17 protein-coding genes are annotated in these 18,750 nt (G+C 57.7%); 6 read left to right on the top strand and 11 right to left on the bottom strand.

Annotated features, from left to right (window positions below; all coding sequences use genetic code 11):
* Positions 1 to 5: 5 nt before the first annotated feature.
* The gene (locus tag AC13Q5_RS32140) at positions 6 to 848 is read left to right on the top strand and encodes an ABC transporter permease (RefSeq protein WP_488504419.1); all 843 of its coding nucleotides are present in this window, start codon (positions 6 to 8) and stop codon (positions 846 to 848) included.
* Positions 849 to 852: 4 nt separating this feature from the next.
* Positions 853 to 1,590, top strand: coding sequence for an ABC transporter ATP-binding protein (locus tag AC13Q5_RS32135; RefSeq protein WP_488504417.1), 738 nt, complete (start codon positions 853 to 855; stop codon positions 1,588 to 1,590).
* Positions 1,591 to 1,777: 187 nt separating this feature from the next.
* Here AC13Q5_RS32135 and AC13Q5_RS32130 read toward each other — a convergent pair whose 3' ends face one another.
* Positions 1,778 to 2,395, bottom strand: coding sequence for a TetR/AcrR family transcriptional regulator (locus AC13Q5_RS32130; protein ID WP_488504450.1), 618 nt, complete (start codon positions 2,393 to 2,395; stop codon positions 1,778 to 1,780).
* Between the two features lie 238 nt (positions 2,396 to 2,633).
* On the opposite strand from AC13Q5_RS32130, the gene AC13Q5_RS32125 reads away from it, so the two are divergent.
* Positions 2,634 to 3,974: a hypothetical protein gene (locus tag AC13Q5_RS32125; RefSeq protein ID WP_488504416.1), complete on the top strand. Its 1,341-nt coding sequence runs from the start codon at positions 2,634 to 2,636 to the stop codon at positions 3,972 to 3,974.
* A gap of 459 nt (positions 3,975 to 4,433) precedes the next feature.
* Here the strand turns inward: AC13Q5_RS32125 and AC13Q5_RS32120 are convergent, their stop codons facing one another.
* On the bottom strand, positions 4,434 to 5,327 hold the full coding sequence (locus AC13Q5_RS32120) for a LysR family transcriptional regulator (protein ID WP_488504415.1): 894 nt from the start codon (positions 5,325 to 5,327) through the stop codon (positions 4,434 to 4,436).
* An 81-nt stretch (positions 5,328 to 5,408) separates the two neighbouring features.
* On the opposite strand from AC13Q5_RS32120, the gene AC13Q5_RS32115 reads away from it, so the two are divergent.
* Positions 5,409 to 5,984: a DMT family transporter gene (locus AC13Q5_RS32115; RefSeq protein WP_488504414.1), complete on the top strand. Its 576-nt coding sequence runs from the start codon at positions 5,409 to 5,411 to the stop codon at positions 5,982 to 5,984.
* A 3-nt stretch (positions 5,985 to 5,987) separates the two neighbouring features.
* Positions 5,988 to 6,419: a DMT family transporter gene (locus tag AC13Q5_RS32110; protein ID WP_488504411.1), complete on the top strand. Its 432-nt coding sequence runs from the start codon at positions 5,988 to 5,990 to the stop codon at positions 6,417 to 6,419.
* A gap of 281 nt (positions 6,420 to 6,700) precedes the next feature.
* On the opposite strand, the gene AC13Q5_RS32105 is transcribed toward AC13Q5_RS32110, so the two are convergent.
* The 6 genes from AC13Q5_RS32105 to AC13Q5_RS32080 are packed head-to-tail and all read right to left on the bottom strand — an operon-like array spanning position 6,701 to position 13,450.
* The gene (locus tag AC13Q5_RS32105; protein WP_488504410.1) at positions 6,701 to 7,558 is read right to left on the bottom strand and encodes a phosphate/phosphite/phosphonate ABC transporter substrate-binding protein; all 858 of its coding nucleotides are present in this window, start codon (positions 7,556 to 7,558) and stop codon (positions 6,701 to 6,703) included.
* Entirely contained in the window at positions 7,558 to 8,916 is a 1,359-nt protein-coding gene (locus AC13Q5_RS32100; RefSeq protein WP_488504409.1) for an LLM class flavin-dependent oxidoreductase, read from the bottom strand. The genes AC13Q5_RS32105 and AC13Q5_RS32100 overlap by 1 nt, the downstream gene beginning before the upstream one ends.
* Before the next feature lie 10 nt (positions 8,917 to 8,926).
* The gene (locus AC13Q5_RS32095) at positions 8,927 to 9,928 is read right to left on the bottom strand and encodes a fatty acid desaturase (RefSeq protein ID WP_488504408.1); all 1,002 of its coding nucleotides are present in this window, start codon (positions 9,926 to 9,928) and stop codon (positions 8,927 to 8,929) included.
* Positions 9,921 to 10,808: an ABC transporter permease gene (locus AC13Q5_RS32090; protein ID WP_488504407.1), complete on the bottom strand. Its 888-nt coding sequence runs from the start codon at positions 10,806 to 10,808 to the stop codon at positions 9,921 to 9,923. Before AC13Q5_RS32090 ends, AC13Q5_RS32095 begins: the two co-directional genes overlap by 8 nt.
* Positions 10,805 to 11,761, bottom strand: a complete 957-nt coding sequence (locus AC13Q5_RS32085; RefSeq protein WP_488504406.1) for an ABC transporter permease — start codon at positions 11,759 to 11,761, stop codon at positions 10,805 to 10,807. The genes AC13Q5_RS32090 and AC13Q5_RS32085 overlap by 4 nt, the downstream gene beginning before the upstream one ends.
* Before the next feature lie 51 nt (positions 11,762 to 11,812).
* Positions 11,813 to 13,450, bottom strand: coding sequence for an ABC transporter substrate-binding protein (locus tag AC13Q5_RS32080; RefSeq protein ID WP_488504405.1), 1,638 nt, complete (start codon positions 13,448 to 13,450; stop codon positions 11,813 to 11,815).
* Between the two features lie 127 nt (positions 13,451 to 13,577).
* Here AC13Q5_RS32080 and AC13Q5_RS32075 point away from each other — a divergent pair, with 127 nt between their 5' ends.
* Positions 13,578 to 15,215 carry a dipeptide ABC transporter ATP-binding protein gene (locus tag AC13Q5_RS32075; protein ID WP_488504404.1) on the top strand — a complete coding sequence of 546 codons (1,638 nt, stop codon included), beginning with the start codon at positions 13,578 to 13,580 and terminating at the stop codon, positions 15,213 to 15,215.
* 560 nt (positions 15,216 to 15,775) lie between these two features.
* Here the strand turns inward: AC13Q5_RS32075 and AC13Q5_RS32070 are convergent.
* Genes AC13Q5_RS32070 through AC13Q5_RS32060 form a run of 3 tightly spaced genes read right to left on the bottom strand, consistent with a single transcriptional unit; the run spans position 15,776 to position 18,701 of the window.
* Positions 15,776 to 16,678, bottom strand: coding sequence for a sugar phosphate isomerase/epimerase family protein (locus AC13Q5_RS32070; RefSeq protein WP_488504403.1), 903 nt, complete (start codon positions 16,676 to 16,678; stop codon positions 15,776 to 15,778).
* 23 nt (positions 16,679 to 16,701) lie between these two features.
* On the bottom strand, positions 16,702 to 17,733 hold the full coding sequence (gene iolG / locus AC13Q5_RS32065; protein WP_488504402.1) for a bifunctional inositol 2-dehydrogenase/D-chiro-inositol 1-dehydrogenase: 1,032 nt from the start codon (positions 17,731 to 17,733) through the stop codon (positions 16,702 to 16,704).
* A 23-nt stretch (positions 17,734 to 17,756) separates the two neighbouring features.
* Entirely contained in the window at positions 17,757 to 18,701 is a 945-nt protein-coding gene (locus tag AC13Q5_RS32060) for a sugar phosphate isomerase/epimerase family protein (protein WP_488504401.1), read from the bottom strand.
* Positions 18,702 to 18,750 lie beyond the last annotated feature (49 nt).

Below are 18,750 nucleotides of genomic sequence, written 5' to 3'. Positions count from 1 at the left end.
TCGCGATGACAGACTTGGCCGGGAGCAGCATCAAGACGGAAGCGGAAACGCCGCGCTCGGCCGCGGCGTCAACCTTCTATGGGATGGGCGGTAAGGTGGTTGTGGCTATCCTGCTGCCCGCACTCGGACTGCTGTTCTGGGAAATCGCCGTTGCGGCTGGGTGGTTTTCCGGCCGTCTCATGCCGCCGCCATCCAGGGTCGCCGCGACGCTATGGGCGCTCTGGAAATCCGGTGAATTGCTCAATCATATCGCCATCACCAGCTTCCGGGTTTTCCTCGGCTTTATCATCGGTGCCGGCACCGCCACGGTTGCCGGAGCCGTAACCGGATATTTCGGGCTAGCCCGACGGCTGGTCGATCCTTCGCTGCAGGCGCTTCGTTCCATCCCGTCGATCGCCTGGGTGCCACTCTTCATTCTCTGGTTCGGAATTTTCGAGGCTTCGAAAGTGGCACTGATTGCCGTCGGCGTCTTCTTTCCCGTTTATCTCGGCGTGTCCGGCGCCATCCTGTCGGTCGATCGCAAGATCGTCGAGGTTGGGCGCATCTTCCGTCTGTCCGGCTTTTCACTTGTGCGGCGGGTCATGCTGCCGGCCGTGTTTCCAGCCTATGTGACCGCGCTCAGGTCCGGTCTCGGCCTCGGCTGGATGTTCGTCGTGGCGGCGGAATTCATGGGCGCTTCCGAAGGGCTCGGCTATCTCCTTGTCGATGGCCAGCAATTGGGCAAGCCGGACCAGATCATGGCCGCCATCATCACCTTTGCCGTCATCGGCAAATTGACGGACAGTCTGCTCCTGGCGGCAACGACCCCGTTCCTGACCTGGCAGGACAGTTATAGGCGCGAAGGATGAGCCGATGCTGACGCTGCGAAACCTGGGTAAGACCTATGCAAACGGCGTGCGCGCGCTGGATGGTTTTTCGCTCAGCCTCGCTGCGGGCGAGATCGTCGCGGTGATCGGCGGATCGGGCTGCGGCAAAAGCACGCTGCTACGATTGATCAGCGGCCCGGAAACACCCACGCATGGAACGGTCGAGCTCGACGGCGAGCCGGTTACCACGCCGCATCCGTTGATCAACCTAATCTTTCAGGAGCCGCGTCTGTTTCCCTGGCTGAGCGTTGCCAACAATGTCGGCTTCGGCCTGGCCGAACTCGATGGCAATGATCGCCGACAGCAAGTGGAGGCCGCGTTGGAAAAGGTCGGTCTCGGAAAGCTCGGCGGGCGCTGGCCGAAAGAACTGTCTGGAGGCCAGGCCCAGCGGGTGGCGATTGCCCGCGCGTTGGTCACCCGGCCGGAGGTGCTCCTTCTGGATGAGCCCTTCTCCGCTCTCGATGCCTTCACGCGCGCCGATCTGCAAGATCACCTGCTCGATATCTGGTCGGAAACGCGCCCGACGCTGGTACTGGTGACGCATGATATCGATGAGGCGCTTGTGCTGGCAGACCGGATCGTCGTCATGCGGCCGTGGCCGGGTCGTATCCTCGACGAAATCACGATCGGCCTGCCAAGGAGACGTGACCGGGCGTCCGTATCATTCGAAGTTGCCAAGCGGCAGTTGTTATTGTCGCTCAATCACTCACTGCAGCCATCCTGACAGAAGAAGGCCGGGAGCAGTGCTGTTGCAGGCTGACAACTCATCGCCATGTTGGAGACCCTCGATCACATCATGGAGTTGCTACGCTGCAGGCGGGCTCCGGCGCCCTCCTTCTCAAGCTCGGCTGACCGGCGTGTCTGCCCAACGAACCATCAGGTGGAATAGGCCGAATTGGCTGTAAGCTCGATCAGGAACGTTGTCCGCCTTGCCATCGCTGCGCCGCGATGCCTGCAACAATGTCTTCGACGATCTCCTGTAATTCCGCTGGCGTCGCACCATCCCGCGCCTGGATCGATATGCCCTGCATGACGGCGGCCAGATGCCGGGCCAGGCGTTGTACGCGCTCCGTGTCGGCAAACGGCCGGAGCGCATGCGCAATTTTCTCACGTATAGCGTCGCGCCGCACGGCCAAATCCCGGACGAGTGCGGCATGCTCAGGATGGCAGGCGATCATGCCGCTGGAAATCATACAGCCGCGCTCGCGATCCGGACGGGTGACAGCTTCAATGGCTGCCTCAAGCAACAACTGCACCGCCTCAGCAAGTGTAGTCACCGAGCCAATAGCGGTTACATCAAGGGAACCGATGCCCGCCTCATAGCGGTCGAGCACCTCCCGATAAAGATCGGCCTTGCTGCCGAAGGCGGCGTAAAGGCTCGGCGGCGCGATACCAATCGCCCTAGTGAGGTCGCCGATCGAAACGCCTTCGTAGCCGTGACGCCAAAACAACCGCATCGCCGTTTCGATCGCCTTGTCCCGGTCAAAGCTCCACGGCCGCCCACCACGAGATTTCGCATTCCGTTCCATATCGTTCACTAAACAACATCTTGACAGACGTCGTCAAGTAAGTTTGATAGTGACCACTAAACAATATCGGATGTCAGCATGGATCGTTGACGACGTAAATTTTTGATCACCGCGACAGGCAACGCCCCTCAGATATGAGAACCATTCGGATGCGGTCACACCGGCGCTCGCCTCGCACCACGCATACCAGCGAAATGATGAGCCAGAACCAAATAAGAGACCTGACGAGGAGACAACCATGACCCAAGCCATTTCCCGCTCCGCCAAGACAGCGACTGCGCCTTCATCGCCGCTCTTCACCGATGCTTGGGACCTGCCCCGACACTCCGCCACCATCGGCGAGATAATTGAAGCGCTCGATCCGCTATTGGAGGCCGTTCAGCTCCAGCTCGGCACCGGCGCCGAACGGGATGGGCTGCTCGATCAGCTCAAGGGTACGCTCAGCCTCACCGCACGAGAATCGAGCCTTCCCCTGGCGCATGTCCCAGCGGATGACGGTTTGCGCCAGGAGTTGATTGTTCAAGCCGGCGCGATCAGCGATTACATCATCGGCAAGACACGGCACGTGAACGAGAGCGGCGGTTCCCTGCGGCGACACGGCGCGGATGCGTTGCAAAGCTTTACGCTGCGAAGCCACTGCGATGGCCATCTCTGGCGGCCCGCCGTCACCGCCCAGCTCACCGGCCCTTATGGCGGGCCTAATGTCATGCAGCTCTTCAACGAATGGCTGCACCAGATCGTGCTATTGCGCGACAGTCTGATCCCCTTCACCAATTGGGAGACGCTGCCGATCCCGCTCGATCGACTGGCAGCTGCACGTGGCCTGCGGGCATTGGAGGAGGCGCGCGGCCGCTTTGTCGGCGACCTCGTGACCAAACAGGTGCAGCATGGCACCATCCTGCGGATGGCGGAGGCCCTGTTCTGCCTGCCGTCCGGCGAAGCAAGCTATGGTTTTTTCACGGGTGAGATCGTCATCCTGCCCTGCGTGGTGGGAGACGATATCGGGACTGCGCCCAAAGGGCTGCTCAGCTGGCGGCAAGACGGTATCTCCGGCCTGGAGGATGCCGGTCCGATGCGGTTTCGCTATGCCCAATCGGACTATTTCGCCCAGACAAAGAGCCAGATCGGCCTTGTGTCGGCGGCGTCCGACCAGGGCGCCGCTCATGCGAGGCTGGAAGCGCGATCGATCGGTGAAAACGAAGCACTCATAGACATCGTCGTGACATTGGGCGAGAAGTTTCGGATCGATCTCGGGCAGGCCCTGCGCGGCCACCGCTTCGCTTATCGCCCGGCGGTTGAAACCTATGCCGTTCGCTTCGCCGAGCCCAGTGACGAAGTGCCGGTCACGCACCCGCTCTCGGACCTGTTGTCGCTTCCCGAGATCGCAACGGCCGACAGCGGAATCCATATTATCCAGCTCCCGGACGATCCGCTTGCCAGCCTTGCCATCCTGGGCAAGATCTATCCGGAAAATACCATCATAAGGGGTGAGGCATCCTGGGACGAAGTGGGACGATCGGGCAAGAAATATGGCGCCCGCTTTGTTCTGCAGCATCGAAGCGCGCTCGAATCCCGATGATCGTCTCGGCAGCAAAGAGCAGAAAGAAGATGCCGCGCAATATTATAGGCTGATATCCGGCGATACCCAAGCGTTCGCTTCAGCCGCGATCTTGACAATGTCGTATCGAGAACTTTCTGATCAAGGCTGTCCATTGACAAATAGACTTGCGTTATCTTTCCGAAAGAGGGACCAGAGCACGATGGAGACGCCCATTGAGGGAAAGCTGGACCTAAACCGGCTTCCCCTCAATATTTTACTCACCGGACGGATATCTGTCGTCAGAGTGTCTCCGTCAGATCTCGGATTAATTGTCAGGCTTTTCTTCACGCCCCAAACCGAAACGCCCGACGCTGCGGCGAGATTAAGCCGATCATTCGCGATAAGAGCATTGGCATCCTCCGGATCCTTCTTGTACTTGCCGCTATTCAACTCGGTGCCAGCGCTTTCAATCAATGCGCCGAGTTGCTGATAGCGGGCTCAAAGGCCTAGCGAAAGACTTGCCGGTGGTAGAAAGTCGATCAATGCCCTGACACTATGCGAGGGTACGGCGCCGCCCGGCCATAGAAGTCTCAGAACGCCCGCATCCCGGACATTTCTCTCCAAAAGTGAAAGCAGCCTTCCTTCTTCGATCTGCCGATTGACTGCGACAGATGGCACGCAGGCAATGCCTGCACCCTGCTCTGCCAATTCTATCCTTGCTTCAACGCTGCTTGCGATCGCCGCGACCGGCAAGTCCAAATCGAGAGGTGCGCCATCGCGGGCTAGAGGCCAAACATCAATGGCGCCTGTTGCGGGATGTCGGCGGTGCAAGCAACGATGATGAAGAAGACTCTCCGGATTGTCCGGGACACCGTGCATAGCAAGATAGGCGGGTGAGGCAACAAGCGTGTGCCGAAAACGCCCCACAGTGCGCGTCATGAGGCTTGAATCTCGAACCTCTCCAGCACGAATGGCGAGGTCATAACCTTCTCGCATAAGGTCCACCAGCCGATCATTTAGGTCAAGTTCCAGACGCACCTCAGGATAAACCTGCATAAAACGCTGGAAGATTGGCATAAAACCTGTCGTCCAGGTCGGCAGGCTAACCCGCAACGGACCACGCACGCTTCGTCGGGCTTCCGATAGCTCCTCTGACGCCAAGGCAATCTCGGCTAGGATGCGTTGAGCTCGCTCGAGGAACAGCAAGCCTTCCGCTGTGAGACGGATGTTGTGCGTCGTACGATTGAGGAGTCGCGCGCCCAATCGCTGCTCAAGGCGTGCGATGGCCTTACCGATCGCCGAGGCAGAAAGGCCAAGCTGCCGGCCGGTGTCTGCGAAACTGAGCGTTTCCGCCGCCAGCACGAATATTTTCAAGCCACCAAAATTCTCCATTGTTCAACCTCCATGCGGACAGAATAGTCCGCATGGAACGGAAAGCCAGCTCCTTTCGTCTCGGAGGAAGGCGCCGTATTCATGCTGGGATCAAAGGGATTCATCACGGAAAGCGACAATAAAAACGAAGGCGGCTTGCCGCCACCGAAGTCTCGTCCGTCGTGCGGAAGGAATATAGGCCAGCCAATGCGCTTGAGACAAATTAATACGGCGATTTGGTTTGCGCTGATCGCCGGTATCGTACTAGCTGTAATGACAGATTGGAACAGTCAGCTCGCTCGGCACAGCTCACCATTATTCGCGTCATGGATAGCGCATGGCGTTGGAGCAGGGACCAGTACACTTCTCGTGCTACTATTCTCCCTCAAAAGCGAGGCAAAAGGCTGCGGCAAGCCGCATGAGAGTTGGCCTCTGTGGACTTATCTCGGTGGCGTTCCAGGTGCATTCACGGTGCTGCTCGCTGCAATCACGGTCAATAGCGCGCTCGGCCTTGCCGGCACGCTCGCCCTGCTTCTTGTCGGGCAAATGGCTTTCGGCGTACTTGCCGACTACTTTGGGCTGTTCCTCTTACAACGCCGACGATTACAGCCCCGCGAGGTTGCCGGATTTGCTTTGGTACTGATCGGAAGCATCGCCATCATTCTAGCGCGGAGCTGAAGAATGGCGGTGCTAATCAGCCTGGCTTTGTTGAACGGCATTCTGATCGGAACGAGCCGGGTGATCAATGGTCACCTCGGCAAGAAGGTCGGTGCGATCCGCACTGCCCTATGGGCACATGTAGTCGGTTTCATTTTCCTTTCGCTCACTATTGCAACGATGTTCCGAAATAGCGTGGAGATGGGTTCATCCGTACCGATAGTGGCGTGGTTTGGTGGCGTTTTGGGCGTGGCTTTCGTAGCACTCAACAGCCATGTACTTCCAAAACTTGGGGCAGGCAAAACAACAAGCTTTGTGGTAGGCGCCCAAATGCTCGCCAGTGTCGCCATCGACAGCCTTAATCGCCCGTTCTCGGAAGCGACGGTGGCCGCCTTAGCCGGTTCGGCAATTGTTATCGCAGGTGTTTGGATGGCCGCATTTGCAAAAGCAAAATAGTCTCCAGTTTGTCACCTCTTCGCACGCCATCGCGCTTCATCATCTTCAATCTCGGTTGCACGAGTGACGATATCGTCAGCGCAGTCGGTCTTCATGTAGGGAGTTAGGCTCTGTATGCGGCGGCACTGAAAGGTCATGGCGTCGAGGTCCTCGTAGGCGCCAATGATCCTGAAGTCTTTCCGGCGAGCAGAATGTTCAACATGAGCGCCTCGTTTGGGAAACCTTGCGCGTATCGGTCTCCAAGTTGCGCGATTTTTTGACGAGTCTCTGTCAGGACGACATTAGCTTATCTCTGAATAGCCAAGCCGCGCTGCGTGATCATCCAACGACGCCAGCCGCTCGTAATCAGCATCTCCCAGGACGTGGAAGTTTCTAAGCGACAGCACATTTCGGATCTCATTTAGCGATGGAGACGTAATCGCAGCGAAAAGAGCGTTCTGCAGCAGGTCCACCTCTTCATCGGAGGCCTGCAGCCTGGTGATAAAGGGCAATCCAGGACCCGAGGGCGTCTCCGCCAGGATTTTGATGCCTTCGACTTTTTCCGGGTTAAACCGGCCAATGTTTCCAAAGGTGATGCAATCGATCGCAGCCACATCGGCCTGTCCGCCCTTGACCGCCGACAGACTTGCATCGTGGCTGCCGGTGTGAAGCACTCTTGAGAAGAATTGCGTCCCGTTTGCATAGGGGGCAATCAACGCTCGCAGTAGATTGTAACCGGAATTGCTTTCGACCTGGTTTATGGCAACCCGCTGGCCTTTTAAATCCCACAGGCTTTCAAAAGAACTATCCTCACGAACGACCACGAAGCTGCGCATGTCAGGCCCCGAGCATCCGGGATAGCCATATTCAGGCGTTGCAACGAGCCGAACGCGTCCTCGCAGCTTCAGCACATAAGGATAGCCGCATGTTTGAGAGAGGATAAGGTCCGGGTCTAACCATGCCTGATCATAGCTTGCGTTTCGATCCAGCGTGTCGGGAACGTCATCGAACCCATCTGCTCGCAGCCTGTCCCGCAGAAACGCCCAGAGATCCTCTGTCGCTTGCCGGAGCGGCGCGAAATTGGTGTACATCTGAACGCTTGCGATGGGCATCTTGCATCTCTGATCGAGGGAGTCAAAAGACTGCTGCAACTGACTCATCACGTCTCGACAGCCTTTGCAATATCGGATGCGAATTGGCTCGCCGGGCGACCCAATCCAAGCCGCTCGCGAAACGTTCCGGGCTCGTATTCGGTGCGAAACAGACCCCGCCTCTGCAGTTCCGGAACGACGGTCTGCGTGAAATTGATCCAGTCATCCGGCAGCAGCGGAAACATGAGGTTGTAACCGTCGGCAATACCGGCAACGAACCAGGCCTCCAACTGGTCGGCAACATCGATCGGACTTCCCGAAATGATGGGAACGGAGCCTGTATTGGCGATCTTGCGCGCAAGCTGGCGGATCGAAAGGTTTTGGTTGGCTTCGTTCTTGACGATCTTGAGCCAGGTGCGCCAACCATCATAGGTGCTTTCGTCGGGCAGCTCGGGAAGTGGTCCATCGAGCGGATAGGATGAAAGATCGACTCCAGACCAGCTAGACAGAAGATCGATGCTGACACGATCGATCATCAGATCTTCCAGCGCGGCATGCTTTTCCGCCGCCTCATCGCGCGATGCGGCGACGATCGGCAGAATGCCCGGAAGCAGCAGGAAGCTGTCCAGCGCCCGTCCTTTCTTCGCGAGACGCTCGTTGACGTCGGTACGATAGCGCCGCCCTTCCTCTTCGGTCTTGAAAACGGCGAAATGGACATCGGCATGATCGGTTGCCAACTCCTTTCCGGATTCCGAGGAACCCGCCTGCACGAGGAGAGGATGGCCCTGCGGTGATCGGGCCACGTTCAGCGGCCCCCTCACCTTGAAGTGCTCGCCTGCGTGGTCGAGGTAGTGAATTTTCGAAGGATCGGCAAAGTAACCGCTTTTCTTGTCGATCAGTAGTGCTTCATCTTCCCAACTGTCCCATAGCTTCTTGACCACATCCACGAATTCGCCAGCGCGCTGGTAGCGGGTGGCGTGACGGATATTGCCATCAAGGCCGAAATTGCGGGCTTCCTCCTCCAGCGCCGATGTCACCACATTCCAACCGACGCGGCCTTTGCTGAGATGGTCTATAGACGCAAAAGTACGAGCGATATTGAAGGGCTCGCTATAGGAGGTCGACGCGGTTACGATGAAACTAATATCCTTCGTAACGGCGGCAAGCGCCGACACCAGGGATAGCGGCTCCAGACGCGCGTTGGCATAGTGGGCGACGCCGCTTTCGTAGGTATCCCAAATGCCGAGATGGTCGGCGATGAAAATCGTGTCCAGCTTCGCCCTTTCGGCAACCTCCACGAGCTTGCGGTAATAATCGAGATCGAGGATTTCCCGTGTCGGTGCATTGTCATGCCGCCATGACAGACGATGATCGCCCTGCGGATTATAGAAGAAGGCGGAAAGAATCATGTGCTGGCGCGATGACATGTCAGCAATCCTATTTCGTGTCGTCATTGATCTGGGCGAGAGTGTCGCGTCTAAGAACGGGATGAGCAACCGGCTCCTTCATTCGAAACGCGAAGGCGCGAATAATCGCGAGATAATTGCCGAAGACGTAGCCGCCATTCACATCCTGCCAATGCGCGCTTCGAGCCCGGTAGGTCTCGGGCAGACGATACCAGGGCACCCATGGCAGCTTGTGGTGGACGATGTGCAAATTGTTATAGAGGAAGATCGGCGCCAACAGGGAGTGCTCGACAATGATCGTGCGACCATCCGGATTTTCCGACCACTGATGCTCGCAATAGGAGCGGATCGCCGTAATGGCGAGGCCGAGATAGCCGGCGGTCGCGGCATAGACGTGGATCGGAATGCCAAAGACGATTTGGACCACCAAGACGACGGGAATGGCGCCCAGGATATGCAGAAGCCAACCCTTCGCCTTGACGCGATCGCCGTGGCCGATTGCACGCAATTCCGATATCGTAAAGCCGATGACATTCAAGGGCGGCCCGAGAAGAACCCTGCCGACGAGCGTGTTGTTGACCGTCAACAGAAACCGCATGAGTTTCGGCAGCCGCAGCCAGTCGCCAAAGGCTCGATAATAACTCTCCGGATCGTCATAAGGGTCGGTCAGCCGCTCGTCTGTATGATGCAGCAGATGCGTTTCCTTGTAGCTGCGATAAGGATAGAAGAGCCCTATCGGCAGGAAGACCAGCGCCTCGTTAATCACGGAATTTCGCGTCGGGTGCCCATGTAGCACTTCGTGCTGTAGGGACGAATGAAACGTCACGCAGAGGCCAAGCACGACCAGTGCGAGAACAGGCGACACCGGGTAGAGAAACAACCCCGCTCCAAACCAGACGATATGGCAGCCAAGGATTAATGCAACCGTCAGCCATTCCACTCTTGCAATGGCCGCCGAGCGCATGCCGTCATATGCGGGCTCGAAGCCGGGCGCGTTAAGGTTTTCGGGAGCGGCAGTCACAAAATTATCCATCGAAAGCTCCGAGACCCTCGGCGATCAGATTGGTGGCGACGACAAGGGAGACAATGGCGGCGGCATTGAAAGTGACGATCCACCACATGCCGGAGGTGAGAAATCCGTAGTTCTCGGCGATCGCCAGACCCCAGTCCGTCGAGGGCGGTTGAATTCCGAGGCCAAGGAAGCTAAGCGTCGCCACTGTGAAAAAGGCGTATCCGAGCCGGACGATGCCTTCGATCAGGATGACGTGCATGACGTTGGGTAAAATCTCGCGCACCATGATGGAGATCGCCCCCTCTCCACTCAGCCGGGCGGCACTGACATAGTCGAGTTCCTTCTCCGCCCGGACCGCCGCCCGGACCGTTCTTGCAATCAAGGGCGCATATAAAAGCCCGACCATGAGGATGACCGTAAGATCGGACGGGCCGAGCGTGACCAGCATCAAGAGAGCGAGAACCACGACGGGGAGCGCCATGAACGCCTCCAGGACGCGGCTGGCCAGAGCATCGACCAACCCGCCGACATAGCCGAGGATCAATCCGAGCGCAGAACCGACGGCAAGGCCGAGAAGAGTAGCAATCGGCGCCACGGTCAGGATGGCACGCGACCCGGCGATCACACGGGAGAATACATCGCGTCCAAGCGCATCCGTCCCGAACCAGTGAACGGCATCCGGCGGCAGCGTTGCATTGAGGATATCGTCCGCATAAGGGTCGAAGGGGACAACGGCTGGACCAAGGACAGCACATATCAGCCAGAATGACAGGATAACGACGCCGACTGTAAGTGTCGGCGACGGCGCGGATGATCGTCCGTCGACTGCGGAGAGCTTCGCATTCTCGGCCCCTTGCCGGGTTGTGCCGCGGCCGATATCGGCGAGCCGATTGCGGATCATGTTGGCTGCCCCGCTCGCAGTCGCGGATTGAACAACGATTGCAGGAGATCGCCGACAAGAGACGTGACGGCATAGGCAGCCGCCATCGTCAGAACGCCGGCCTCGAGCATTGGAAAGTCGCGCGCCTTTGCTGCCATCAGCACGAGATTGCCAAGGCCCTGTATATTGAAGAGAGCCTCGACGACAACCAAGCCGCCAAGCAGCGCTCCGCTTTGCGTCGCCAGGACCGCGATCGTTGGCGCAAGCGCATTTCTAAGGACATGACGGAAAAGGACTGTTCGTGGCGGCAGGCCCTTCAGAATCGCTGTTCGGGTATAATCGGCATTCATGGCTTCGACGATGCCGGCCCGCGTCATGCGCGCGACATAGCCCAACAGGTTGAAAACCAGGGGGAGCGCCGGCAGGATCAGATGGTAGCTGCTGCTCCAAAATCCCGATCCGTCGGCTGGCCCGTCAAGCGGAAACCAGTTCAGCCACAGCGCAAAGACGATCATCAGAAGAAGTGCTGAAACGAAATCCGGAATGACGGACAGCGACACACCACTCAGGATAATGAGCCGGTCAAGTATCGATTTCTGATGTAAGCCGGCGACGACACCTGAGCCAATTCCAAGCGGAACGACAAGGATAATCGTCATCGCGGCAAGAGAGGCTGAGTTTGCCAGCGCCCTTAAGACTTCTGGCGCGACTGGGCGACGCATCGACAGCGAAACACCGAAATCACCCATTGCCGCGTGAGAGAGCCATTGCCCGTACTGAAAGATGACGGACCTGTCGGTACCGAGCTTCGCGTTGAGTTCGGCGACAGCCTGTGCGTCGGCCAATGGACCGAGCATCGCACGCGCGACATCACCCGGCAAAACATGGACACAGGCAAATATGATGATGCTGACGAGGGCGAGCGTCGCCAGCATCAAAAACATTCGAAAACTAATATATTTTAAAAGCAACATGCAAAATGGCCGAAAGAAAGCCCGGCAATAATTTGCCGGGCGTGCCGTAGATCAAACCGTATGAGCGCGTGCCAGCAGCAGATGCGAAATTGCCGTAAAGCCGACGCCTGCGACCTTGGAACTGGTGATGCGGCTGTATTGCAGAAAATACGAAATGATGAGCGGCGTCTCATCGAGCAACAACTGCTGGATTTTGCCGGCAGCCACGCGCTGGGACTTCAGATCCCTGGCGCGACCGTACTCGAGCAGCAGACGGTCATAGTCGCTGTTGTTGAAGTGAGCCGCATTCCATGTGCCGCTGGATCGAAGCGTTGCATTGAGGAAAATGTCGGGCGTACCGCGATGACCATAGTCGGTGATGCCGAACGTGGAGTCGAGCCAAGGCGAACTTCCGAAGTTTGCGCTTCCGAAATAACCGTCCTGTGGCAGGATATTCAATGAGATGTCGATCCCGATCTTGCGCGCAAAATTCTGGATCAGCACCGCATAGTCAGGAATGTCGTAGGCCCGCTCGGTGGTCAGCGTGACCTTAAAGCCATTCGCGACACCGGCTTCGGCGAGCAGCCGCTTTGCTTCGTTGAGATCCTGCTTGCGCTGGGGAACCGACGGATCGGTGGACGCAAAGATCGGTGCGAAAGGACTATCATTGCCGACGCGGGCGCGCCCCCTGAATAGGCCCTTGGCAACGGCCTCGCGATCGATCGATAGAGCCAGCGCACGGCGAATGCGCTTATCCTTGAACTCCGGCTGGTCGGTACGCAGGTGCACTTCATCATGCCGGCTGGAATCGACGCTTATGACGCGATAAGCGCTATTGCCATCAACGGCGAGCGCGGATCGCGGCGTGTACGGAATGACATCGAGCGCACCCGATTTAAGCGCCAGCACCTGGGCCTGCTCATCATTATAGAAGGTGAATTCAACCTTCTCCGGAAGCGCCTTTTCGCCCCAGTAGTCCGGATTTCGTACGAATGTCGCGCCCTGCTTGGGACGATACGATTCCAGCTTGAAGGGACCTGTTCCCACAAAGCTCTTCTCGAAGTTCCCATCATAGTTTGCCGGCAGGATCACGGCATTTACAACGCTCGACGAGATATAGAACGGGAAGTTGCTGTTCGGGACATCGAGATGAAAGGTGACAGTCAGCGGATCGACAGCCCGGATGCTTCCTTTGGAAAGCAGGCCCTTATATGCCGAAAGGGCGGACGAACTGTTTGCCGGATCGACCAGGCGCTCGAAGCTCGCAACGACATCCGCCGAGGTCAGAACCTGGCCGTTATTGAAGCGGACCCCGTCACGAAGCTTCACCGTCCAAACTGAAACGTCATCATCGCTCTGCCAGGACACGGCGAGAGAAGGTTGCAAGCCGGTCGCCGCATCGTCAAAGAGAAGATATTCGCCAACCTGGCTCAATATGCTGATGCTGGCGGAATCGGTAATCAAAACCGGATCGATCGCGGCCGTCGGCTGATCGAGCCCGACGCGGATGGTCGCACCCGGCGCACCAGCCGCACGCGCCGCTGGAACAACCCCAGGGAGCGCAGAACTTGCAAGGCTGCCGATACCGATGAGGCCGGCATATTTCAAGAGTTCACGGCGGTCGAGTTTACCCGCCTCATGCTCGTCGACGGCAACATTCCACAAGTCGCCCGCCAAACCACGAAGTCGATCGATATAGCCAGTATTCATTTTTCGTCCCAATCAACAAATGTCCGATATGCGGCCACCGAGCTTTCATCGAGCGTCTGCGAGCGCTTGCATTGCTGGCTTAAGTGGAAGTCAAAAAGCCGGCTAGGCATAATTTTTCATATAGTCTATGTATTTTGTAAATTACTATCATAGCGTGGACTCAATGAACGTGCCGAATGACGAAGAACTGACCTCACAGCCGCCAATCCTTGATGTCAGTGGGCTTTCGATTTCATACAGAACAGCAGCGGGACCGAAGCCGGCGGTTTCCGATGTTTCTTTTTATATTAGACGCGGCGAGGTCCTCGGACTTGTCGGCGAATCCGGTTCCGGAAAAAGCTCGGTCGCGATGGCCGTTCTCAACTATCTCCCCGCCGCGGCAAGCGTCACGGCCGACAGGATCGATTTCGAAGGCGAAGATCTGCGCGGCAACTCTCCTCCCGCACTGCGAAAATTGCGAGGAACACGGATTTCCGCCGTCTATCAAAATCCCGGGGCGGCGCTGAACCCATCTCTGACGATCGGCCGACAGATCACCGAAATACTGCAGACACATCTACGAGTGTCGATGCGGGAGGCACTTATCCAAGCGGTGGGGCTCCTCGAAACGGTGCATATCCGCAATCCGCAGGACGTTCTCAAACAATATCCTCACCAGATTTCCGGTGGAATGCAGCAACGCGTCCTCATCGCAATGGCAATCGCCTTGAAACCTTCGCTTGTTGTCCTCGACGAGCCGACGACGGCGCTCGATGCCAGCGTGCAGGGTGAGATCATCACCATTCTCGATGAACTGCGCCGCGATCATAAAACCGCTTTTCTTTTGATAAGTCATGACATTCACCTCGTTCGGCAGCTGGCCGACCGTGTTGCCATCTTGCAGGATGGGCGGATCGTCGAAACAGGATCAGCCGAACAGGTTCTTCAGGCACCGGCTCATTCATATACGCGATACCTGCTTTCCAATGTTCCCTCAATGGAAGCCGCCAACCTCAAAAAGGTGAGGCCGGCTGAAGCCGGCTCTCCGCCGATGCCAGTGTTGCAGTGCGCCAATATCGTGCATTCGTTGGGTGGCCGCAGGGTTCTGGACGGCGTCAGCCTTGAGATCTCTGCCGGCGAGACGTTTGCATTGATCGGTGAATCCGGCTCCGGCAAGACCACCCTCGCAAGGATCGTAGCCGGCCTTCAGTCGAGCCAGTCCGGCCGGATCGCATTGATGGGCAGCGATATCGGCAACGTGGTCGAGCGCCGCTCGCCGGAACAGCGACGCAATGTGTCGATGGTCTTCCAGTCACCCGATCGTACCCTCAATCCTCGCCTGCGGCTTTCGCGTATTCTCAAACGCGCCTTGCGCGACGGTAGACAAAGCACGGACCGAATCTCCGCAATGCTGGAGGCGGTCGGCCTCTCACAGGACTTCACAACGCGGCTGCCTCGTGAACTTTCAGGTGGCCAACGACAACGAGTCGCGATCGCCCGTGCCTTTGCTGGCATGCCGCGCCTTGTCATTCTGGATGAGCCCACCTCCGCCCTGGATGTTTCGGTGCAGGCACGCATCCTCGACCTATTGAAGGAACTTCAATTCATCCACGACACGGCTTATCTTTTTATCAGCCACGATCTTAGGGTTGTCAGGCAGATTGCCGAGCGCGTTGGTGTCCTCTATCGCGGGCAACTCGTCGAATGCGGCCACACGGAAGAGATATTCGCCAATCCGCAACATCCTTACACACGCCAGCTATTGTCGGCACTCTGGCCAATGTGAAGACGACAAGGGTTCTCTATCCAATTCCTCGCCTTGGGCAGATTTAAACTTTCGATTCGGTCAACTTATGAAGCTAACGGCCTTTTCGATAGACGCCGGAATAGCCCTTTGCTCTTGAAGGGATACGAACTGCCGAGCTTTCATCGTTTTGCTTTTATTGCATTTAAAGTAGCTAATAAAAACGACAATCCACGTATATTTTGCCACCACACGTCTTGCTTCGAAGTAGCCAGGCAATAAGGGGTACCGGTCTAATAAGCTCGGCGTGATAAGGACAAAATGTGATCCCGATAAATCCGCCTGAAGTCGCGGAAAGACCTGTACCCTAGTGCTTTCACAGAGCGCGAGACCGAAGATGGGGCAATTTGGCAGATCGCCGCTAAGGATGAGGTGTTGCTGAATGCAATTGCCTCGGGTCGTGTGAAGCTCAATTCCAACACCCGTTTCAGTGACTCTGGAAATTCTCTGCTTCTCGAGATTACCAGCTGCTTCAACTCGGCAATGTCGTTGGGAGCGTCCAAGATCCGTGACATCTGCATCCCCTTCTCGCAATTGAACAGTTACTTCCAGTACTTGTCGACGTACTTCTGGATTTCGGTTCGCATAAAGCGGCCGGATGCATCGGCTCGGTCTTCCCAGCCGAAGACGCAGGCCGTGACGATCCCATCGAAGCCAACCTCTGCCAGCGACGAGAAGAAGACGTCCCAATTGATCTCGCCCTGCCCCATGTCCATGTGCTGGTGGATCGTGACTTTGGCGCCCGGCGGGTTGACGATGTAGCGAAGGCCCGACGACGCTTTGTGATTATAAGTGTCCGCCACATGCACGTGAGCGATCAACGCTCCCGCGTCCCGGATCATCTTCGCCATGTCATCCCCGAAGTAGAAGGTATGCGGCGCGCAATAGAGGAACTTGACGTTATCCGAGCCGATCGTCTTCAGCATGTCGATCGCCGGATGCAGGGTCTCGCACCAGTCCTCCGGGTGCGGCTCCATGTTGAGGGTCACGCCCTCTTTCTCGAAAACGGGCACGAGCTCCTCAATGGAACGCCACCAGGCTGCTTCGCTGTGTTCGTGCGTATAGTGACCGCCGCAGCAGCTGGAGCGATGGCCGCGATCCGGCGAAGGGCCGCGCCCGAACTCGGAATTCATCGTATCGACGCCGAGTTCGACAGCGAGTTGAATGGCCTCCTTCCAATAGGAAACCGAAGCCTGCCGTTCGTCTTCGTGCGGGCTTGCCCAGCGATACATCGGCAATAGCGACGCGACTTTCACGCCGTGATCCGTGAGCGCTTTCTTGAACTCCTTGACACGCTCCTTGTGGGCGCGCGGTCGCACCCACCATGGAAGGAGGTCGTCCCGCGGGGAGACTTCGATATAGTCGTAGCCGAGTTCCGCGGCCTTCCGGCAGAGTTCGTTAAGCGGCAGGTGCCGATGCATGTGCGGATCGAGTGCGATCTTCATTGTTTCCTCCTTTTTCGATGTCGTTAGGCCGCGGGCTTAAAGGCACACGCCGCGTAAAATGCCGGCCGCTCGCTGATCTCGATCGGAACGATCCGACCGGAGTGCTTGGCCTCAACACAGGCGTCGGCGGTAACGGCTGCGAAGTAACCGTCCCAGGCCGTCGGGCCACGCACCACACCCATCTTGACGGAATCGATCCACTCCTGGAGTTCGACGTCGTAGCTGTCGATGAAACGCAGCTTCCAGTCCTGGAGGATTTCGTGGCTGAGCTTCGCGTCTTTGCGTAGAAGCACGCTCATGGGTTCGGGCAGATAGCCGATGCCGTCCTCGCCAACGACCTGGCACTGAATGTCATAGCCATAGGGGCAGTTGACGAAGACCTCGACGTCGATCCGGATGCCCTTCCTCGTTTCAAGAAGAATCATGTGGGGGTCGTCGAGATCCTTACGGGCGTGCTTCGTCTTCCTGGGCATGATGACCTGCGCGGAAACATAATCGTCATCAAGCAGCCAGCGAAGCACGTCGATCTCGTGCGGGAAACTGTCGGTGATCGCCATGTCGCCGCCGTAGACGTCCGGAACATTGGGATTGCGATGGGCGCAATGAACCATCAATGGTTCGCCGAGATTGCCGCTGGCGATCTGCTGCTTCAGCAGGCGATAGCTTTTGTCGTAGCGGCGCATGAAACCGACCTGGACAAGATGGCGGCCGCTTGCGACTTCCGCATTGACGATATTGAGGCAGGCTGCAGCGGTCGTTGCGAGCGGCTTCTCGCAAAAAACGGGCTTGCCGGCAGCAATGGAGGCGAGCACGAACTCCTCATGCGTCGGCCCCCAGGACGTGACCACGATAGCCTCGACGTTGGGATCGGCCACGAGATCGTGCCCGTTTTCGAAGACGCGAGCGGCGGGTGTCAGGCGCCTGGCAACCTCTTCGGCCTGCGACTTGTTGATGTCGTTGACGGCAACGACCGTCGAACCGACAAGTTTGTTGTGCAGTCGCTCGATATGTTCCTGGCCGATCGCGCCGGTTCCGATAACACCGATCTTGAGCATGTTTCCTATTCCTTTGAATGGGGTCAGTCGAAGTCGCGCGGCAAAGCGAGCTTCAGCGTGATCAGAGACTTTTTGACACCGGTAAGCGGCTCCATCCCGGCATCCTCCATCTCGAGGCTGACGGGGCCGTCGTAACCAACGAAACGAGCAACCGCGAAGAACTCCTTCCACCACTGCACATCGTGTCCGTGGCCAAGAGCCACGTAGTTCCAGGACCGCTTTGCGATGTCGTTGATCCAGTAGGTGTCGATCAGGCCATTGGCCTCGGCAAGCGTCCGTTCGAGGCGAACGTCCTTTGCATGCATGTAGTGAATCGCCTCGCCAAGCAGGCGCACGGCCGCGATCGGATCGCCGCCCATCCACATGTGATGGCTCGGGTCGAAATTCATACCGATCACGGGGTCGACATGCTCGCGCAGCCGCAGCATGTTGGCGGGATTGTGGATCATCGTCGCGCCGAGGTTCTCGATGGCGACCTTGATGCCGCACTCCCTGGCAAGATGGCCTGCCCTCTGGAAATACGGGATGAGGACCTCGTTCCACTGATAGTCCAGCGCCTTTTCATGCTCCGGCAAAATCACGTGCGTGATCCAGTTGGGCAGCTCGTCTTTCGGCGTGCCGCCCGGGCAGCCGGACATCATGACCACCGTCTTGACGCCGAGCTTTTCCGCCAGCCGGAAGGTCTTGTCGACGACAGCGCGATGCTCTTCGCCACTCGGACCGGGATGAAGCTGGTTGCCGGAGCAATTAAGGGCGGCAATCGACAGGCCGCGGCGCTGAAGCGCGGCCATGAAGTCCGTGCGCGCCAGTTCGCTCGACAGCAGTTCGTCGAGCTTCAGATGCGGCGCCTTCGACCAGTTGCCGCAACCGAGCTCAACAGCCTCGAACCCGAGCTTGGACACAGTGTCGAGCATATCCTCGAATGGGAGGTAGCCGAGAATGTCGGTTACCAGACTAAGACGCATCATTTCATTGGCTCCACTGACGTCATTGCATGTTGGATCGGCGTGCCGGGAT

It is taken from the genome of Martinezella sp. CNPSo 3964, assembly GCF_057784375.1.
The sequence above is the reverse complement of the archived record's forward strand: the minus strand, read 5'-3'. Positions and strand labels throughout refer to the sequence as shown.

Coding starts and splice junctions, on each gene's coding strand:
- AC13Q5_RS32140 (WP_488504419.1), top strand. CDS start 6: ATGACAGACTTGGCCGGGAGCAGCATCAAGACGGAAGCGGAAACGCCG.
- AC13Q5_RS32135 (WP_488504417.1), top strand. CDS start 853: ATGCTGACGCTGCGAAACCTGGGTAAGACCTATGCAAACGGCGTGCGC.
- AC13Q5_RS32130 (WP_488504450.1), bottom strand. CDS start 2,395: ATGGAACGGAATGCGAAATCTCGTGGTGGGCGGCCGTGGAGCTTTGAC.
- AC13Q5_RS32125 (WP_488504416.1), top strand. CDS start 2,634: ATGACCCAAGCCATTTCCCGCTCCGCCAAGACAGCGACTGCGCCTTCA.
- AC13Q5_RS32120 (WP_488504415.1), bottom strand. CDS start 5,327: ATGGAGAATTTTGGTGGCTTGAAAATATTCGTGCTGGCGGCGGAAACG.
- AC13Q5_RS32115 (WP_488504414.1), top strand. CDS start 5,409: ATGCTGGGATCAAAGGGATTCATCACGGAAAGCGACAATAAAAACGAA.
- AC13Q5_RS32110 (WP_488504411.1), top strand. CDS start 5,988: ATGGCGGTGCTAATCAGCCTGGCTTTGTTGAACGGCATTCTGATCGGA.
- AC13Q5_RS32105 (WP_488504410.1), bottom strand. CDS start 7,558: ATGAGTCAGTTGCAGCAGTCTTTTGACTCCCTCGATCAGAGATGCAAG.
- AC13Q5_RS32100 (WP_488504409.1), bottom strand. CDS start 8,916: ATGTCATCGCGCCAGCACATGATTCTTTCCGCCTTCTTCTATAATCCG.
- AC13Q5_RS32095 (WP_488504408.1), bottom strand. CDS start 9,928: ATGGATAATTTTGTGACTGCCGCTCCCGAAAACCTTAACGCGCCCGGC.
- AC13Q5_RS32090 (WP_488504407.1), bottom strand. CDS start 10,808: ATGATCCGCAATCGGCTCGCCGATATCGGCCGCGGCACAACCCGGCAA.
- AC13Q5_RS32085 (WP_488504406.1), bottom strand. CDS start 11,761: ATGTTGCTTTTAAAATATATTAGTTTTCGAATGTTTTTGATGCTGGCG.
- AC13Q5_RS32080 (WP_488504405.1), bottom strand. CDS start 13,450: ATGAATACTGGCTATATCGATCGACTTCGTGGTTTGGCGGGCGACTTG.
- AC13Q5_RS32075 (WP_488504404.1), top strand. CDS start 13,578: ATGTATTTTGTAAATTACTATCATAGCGTGGACTCAATGAACGTGCCG.
- AC13Q5_RS32070 (WP_488504403.1), bottom strand. CDS start 16,678: ATGAAGATCGCACTCGATCCGCACATGCATCGGCACCTGCCGCTTAAC.
- iolG (WP_488504402.1), bottom strand. CDS start 17,733: ATGCTCAAGATCGGTGTTATCGGAACCGGCGCGATCGGCCAGGAACAT.
- AC13Q5_RS32060 (WP_488504401.1), bottom strand. CDS start 18,701: ATGATGCGTCTTAGTCTGGTAACCGACATTCTCGGCTACCTCCCATTC.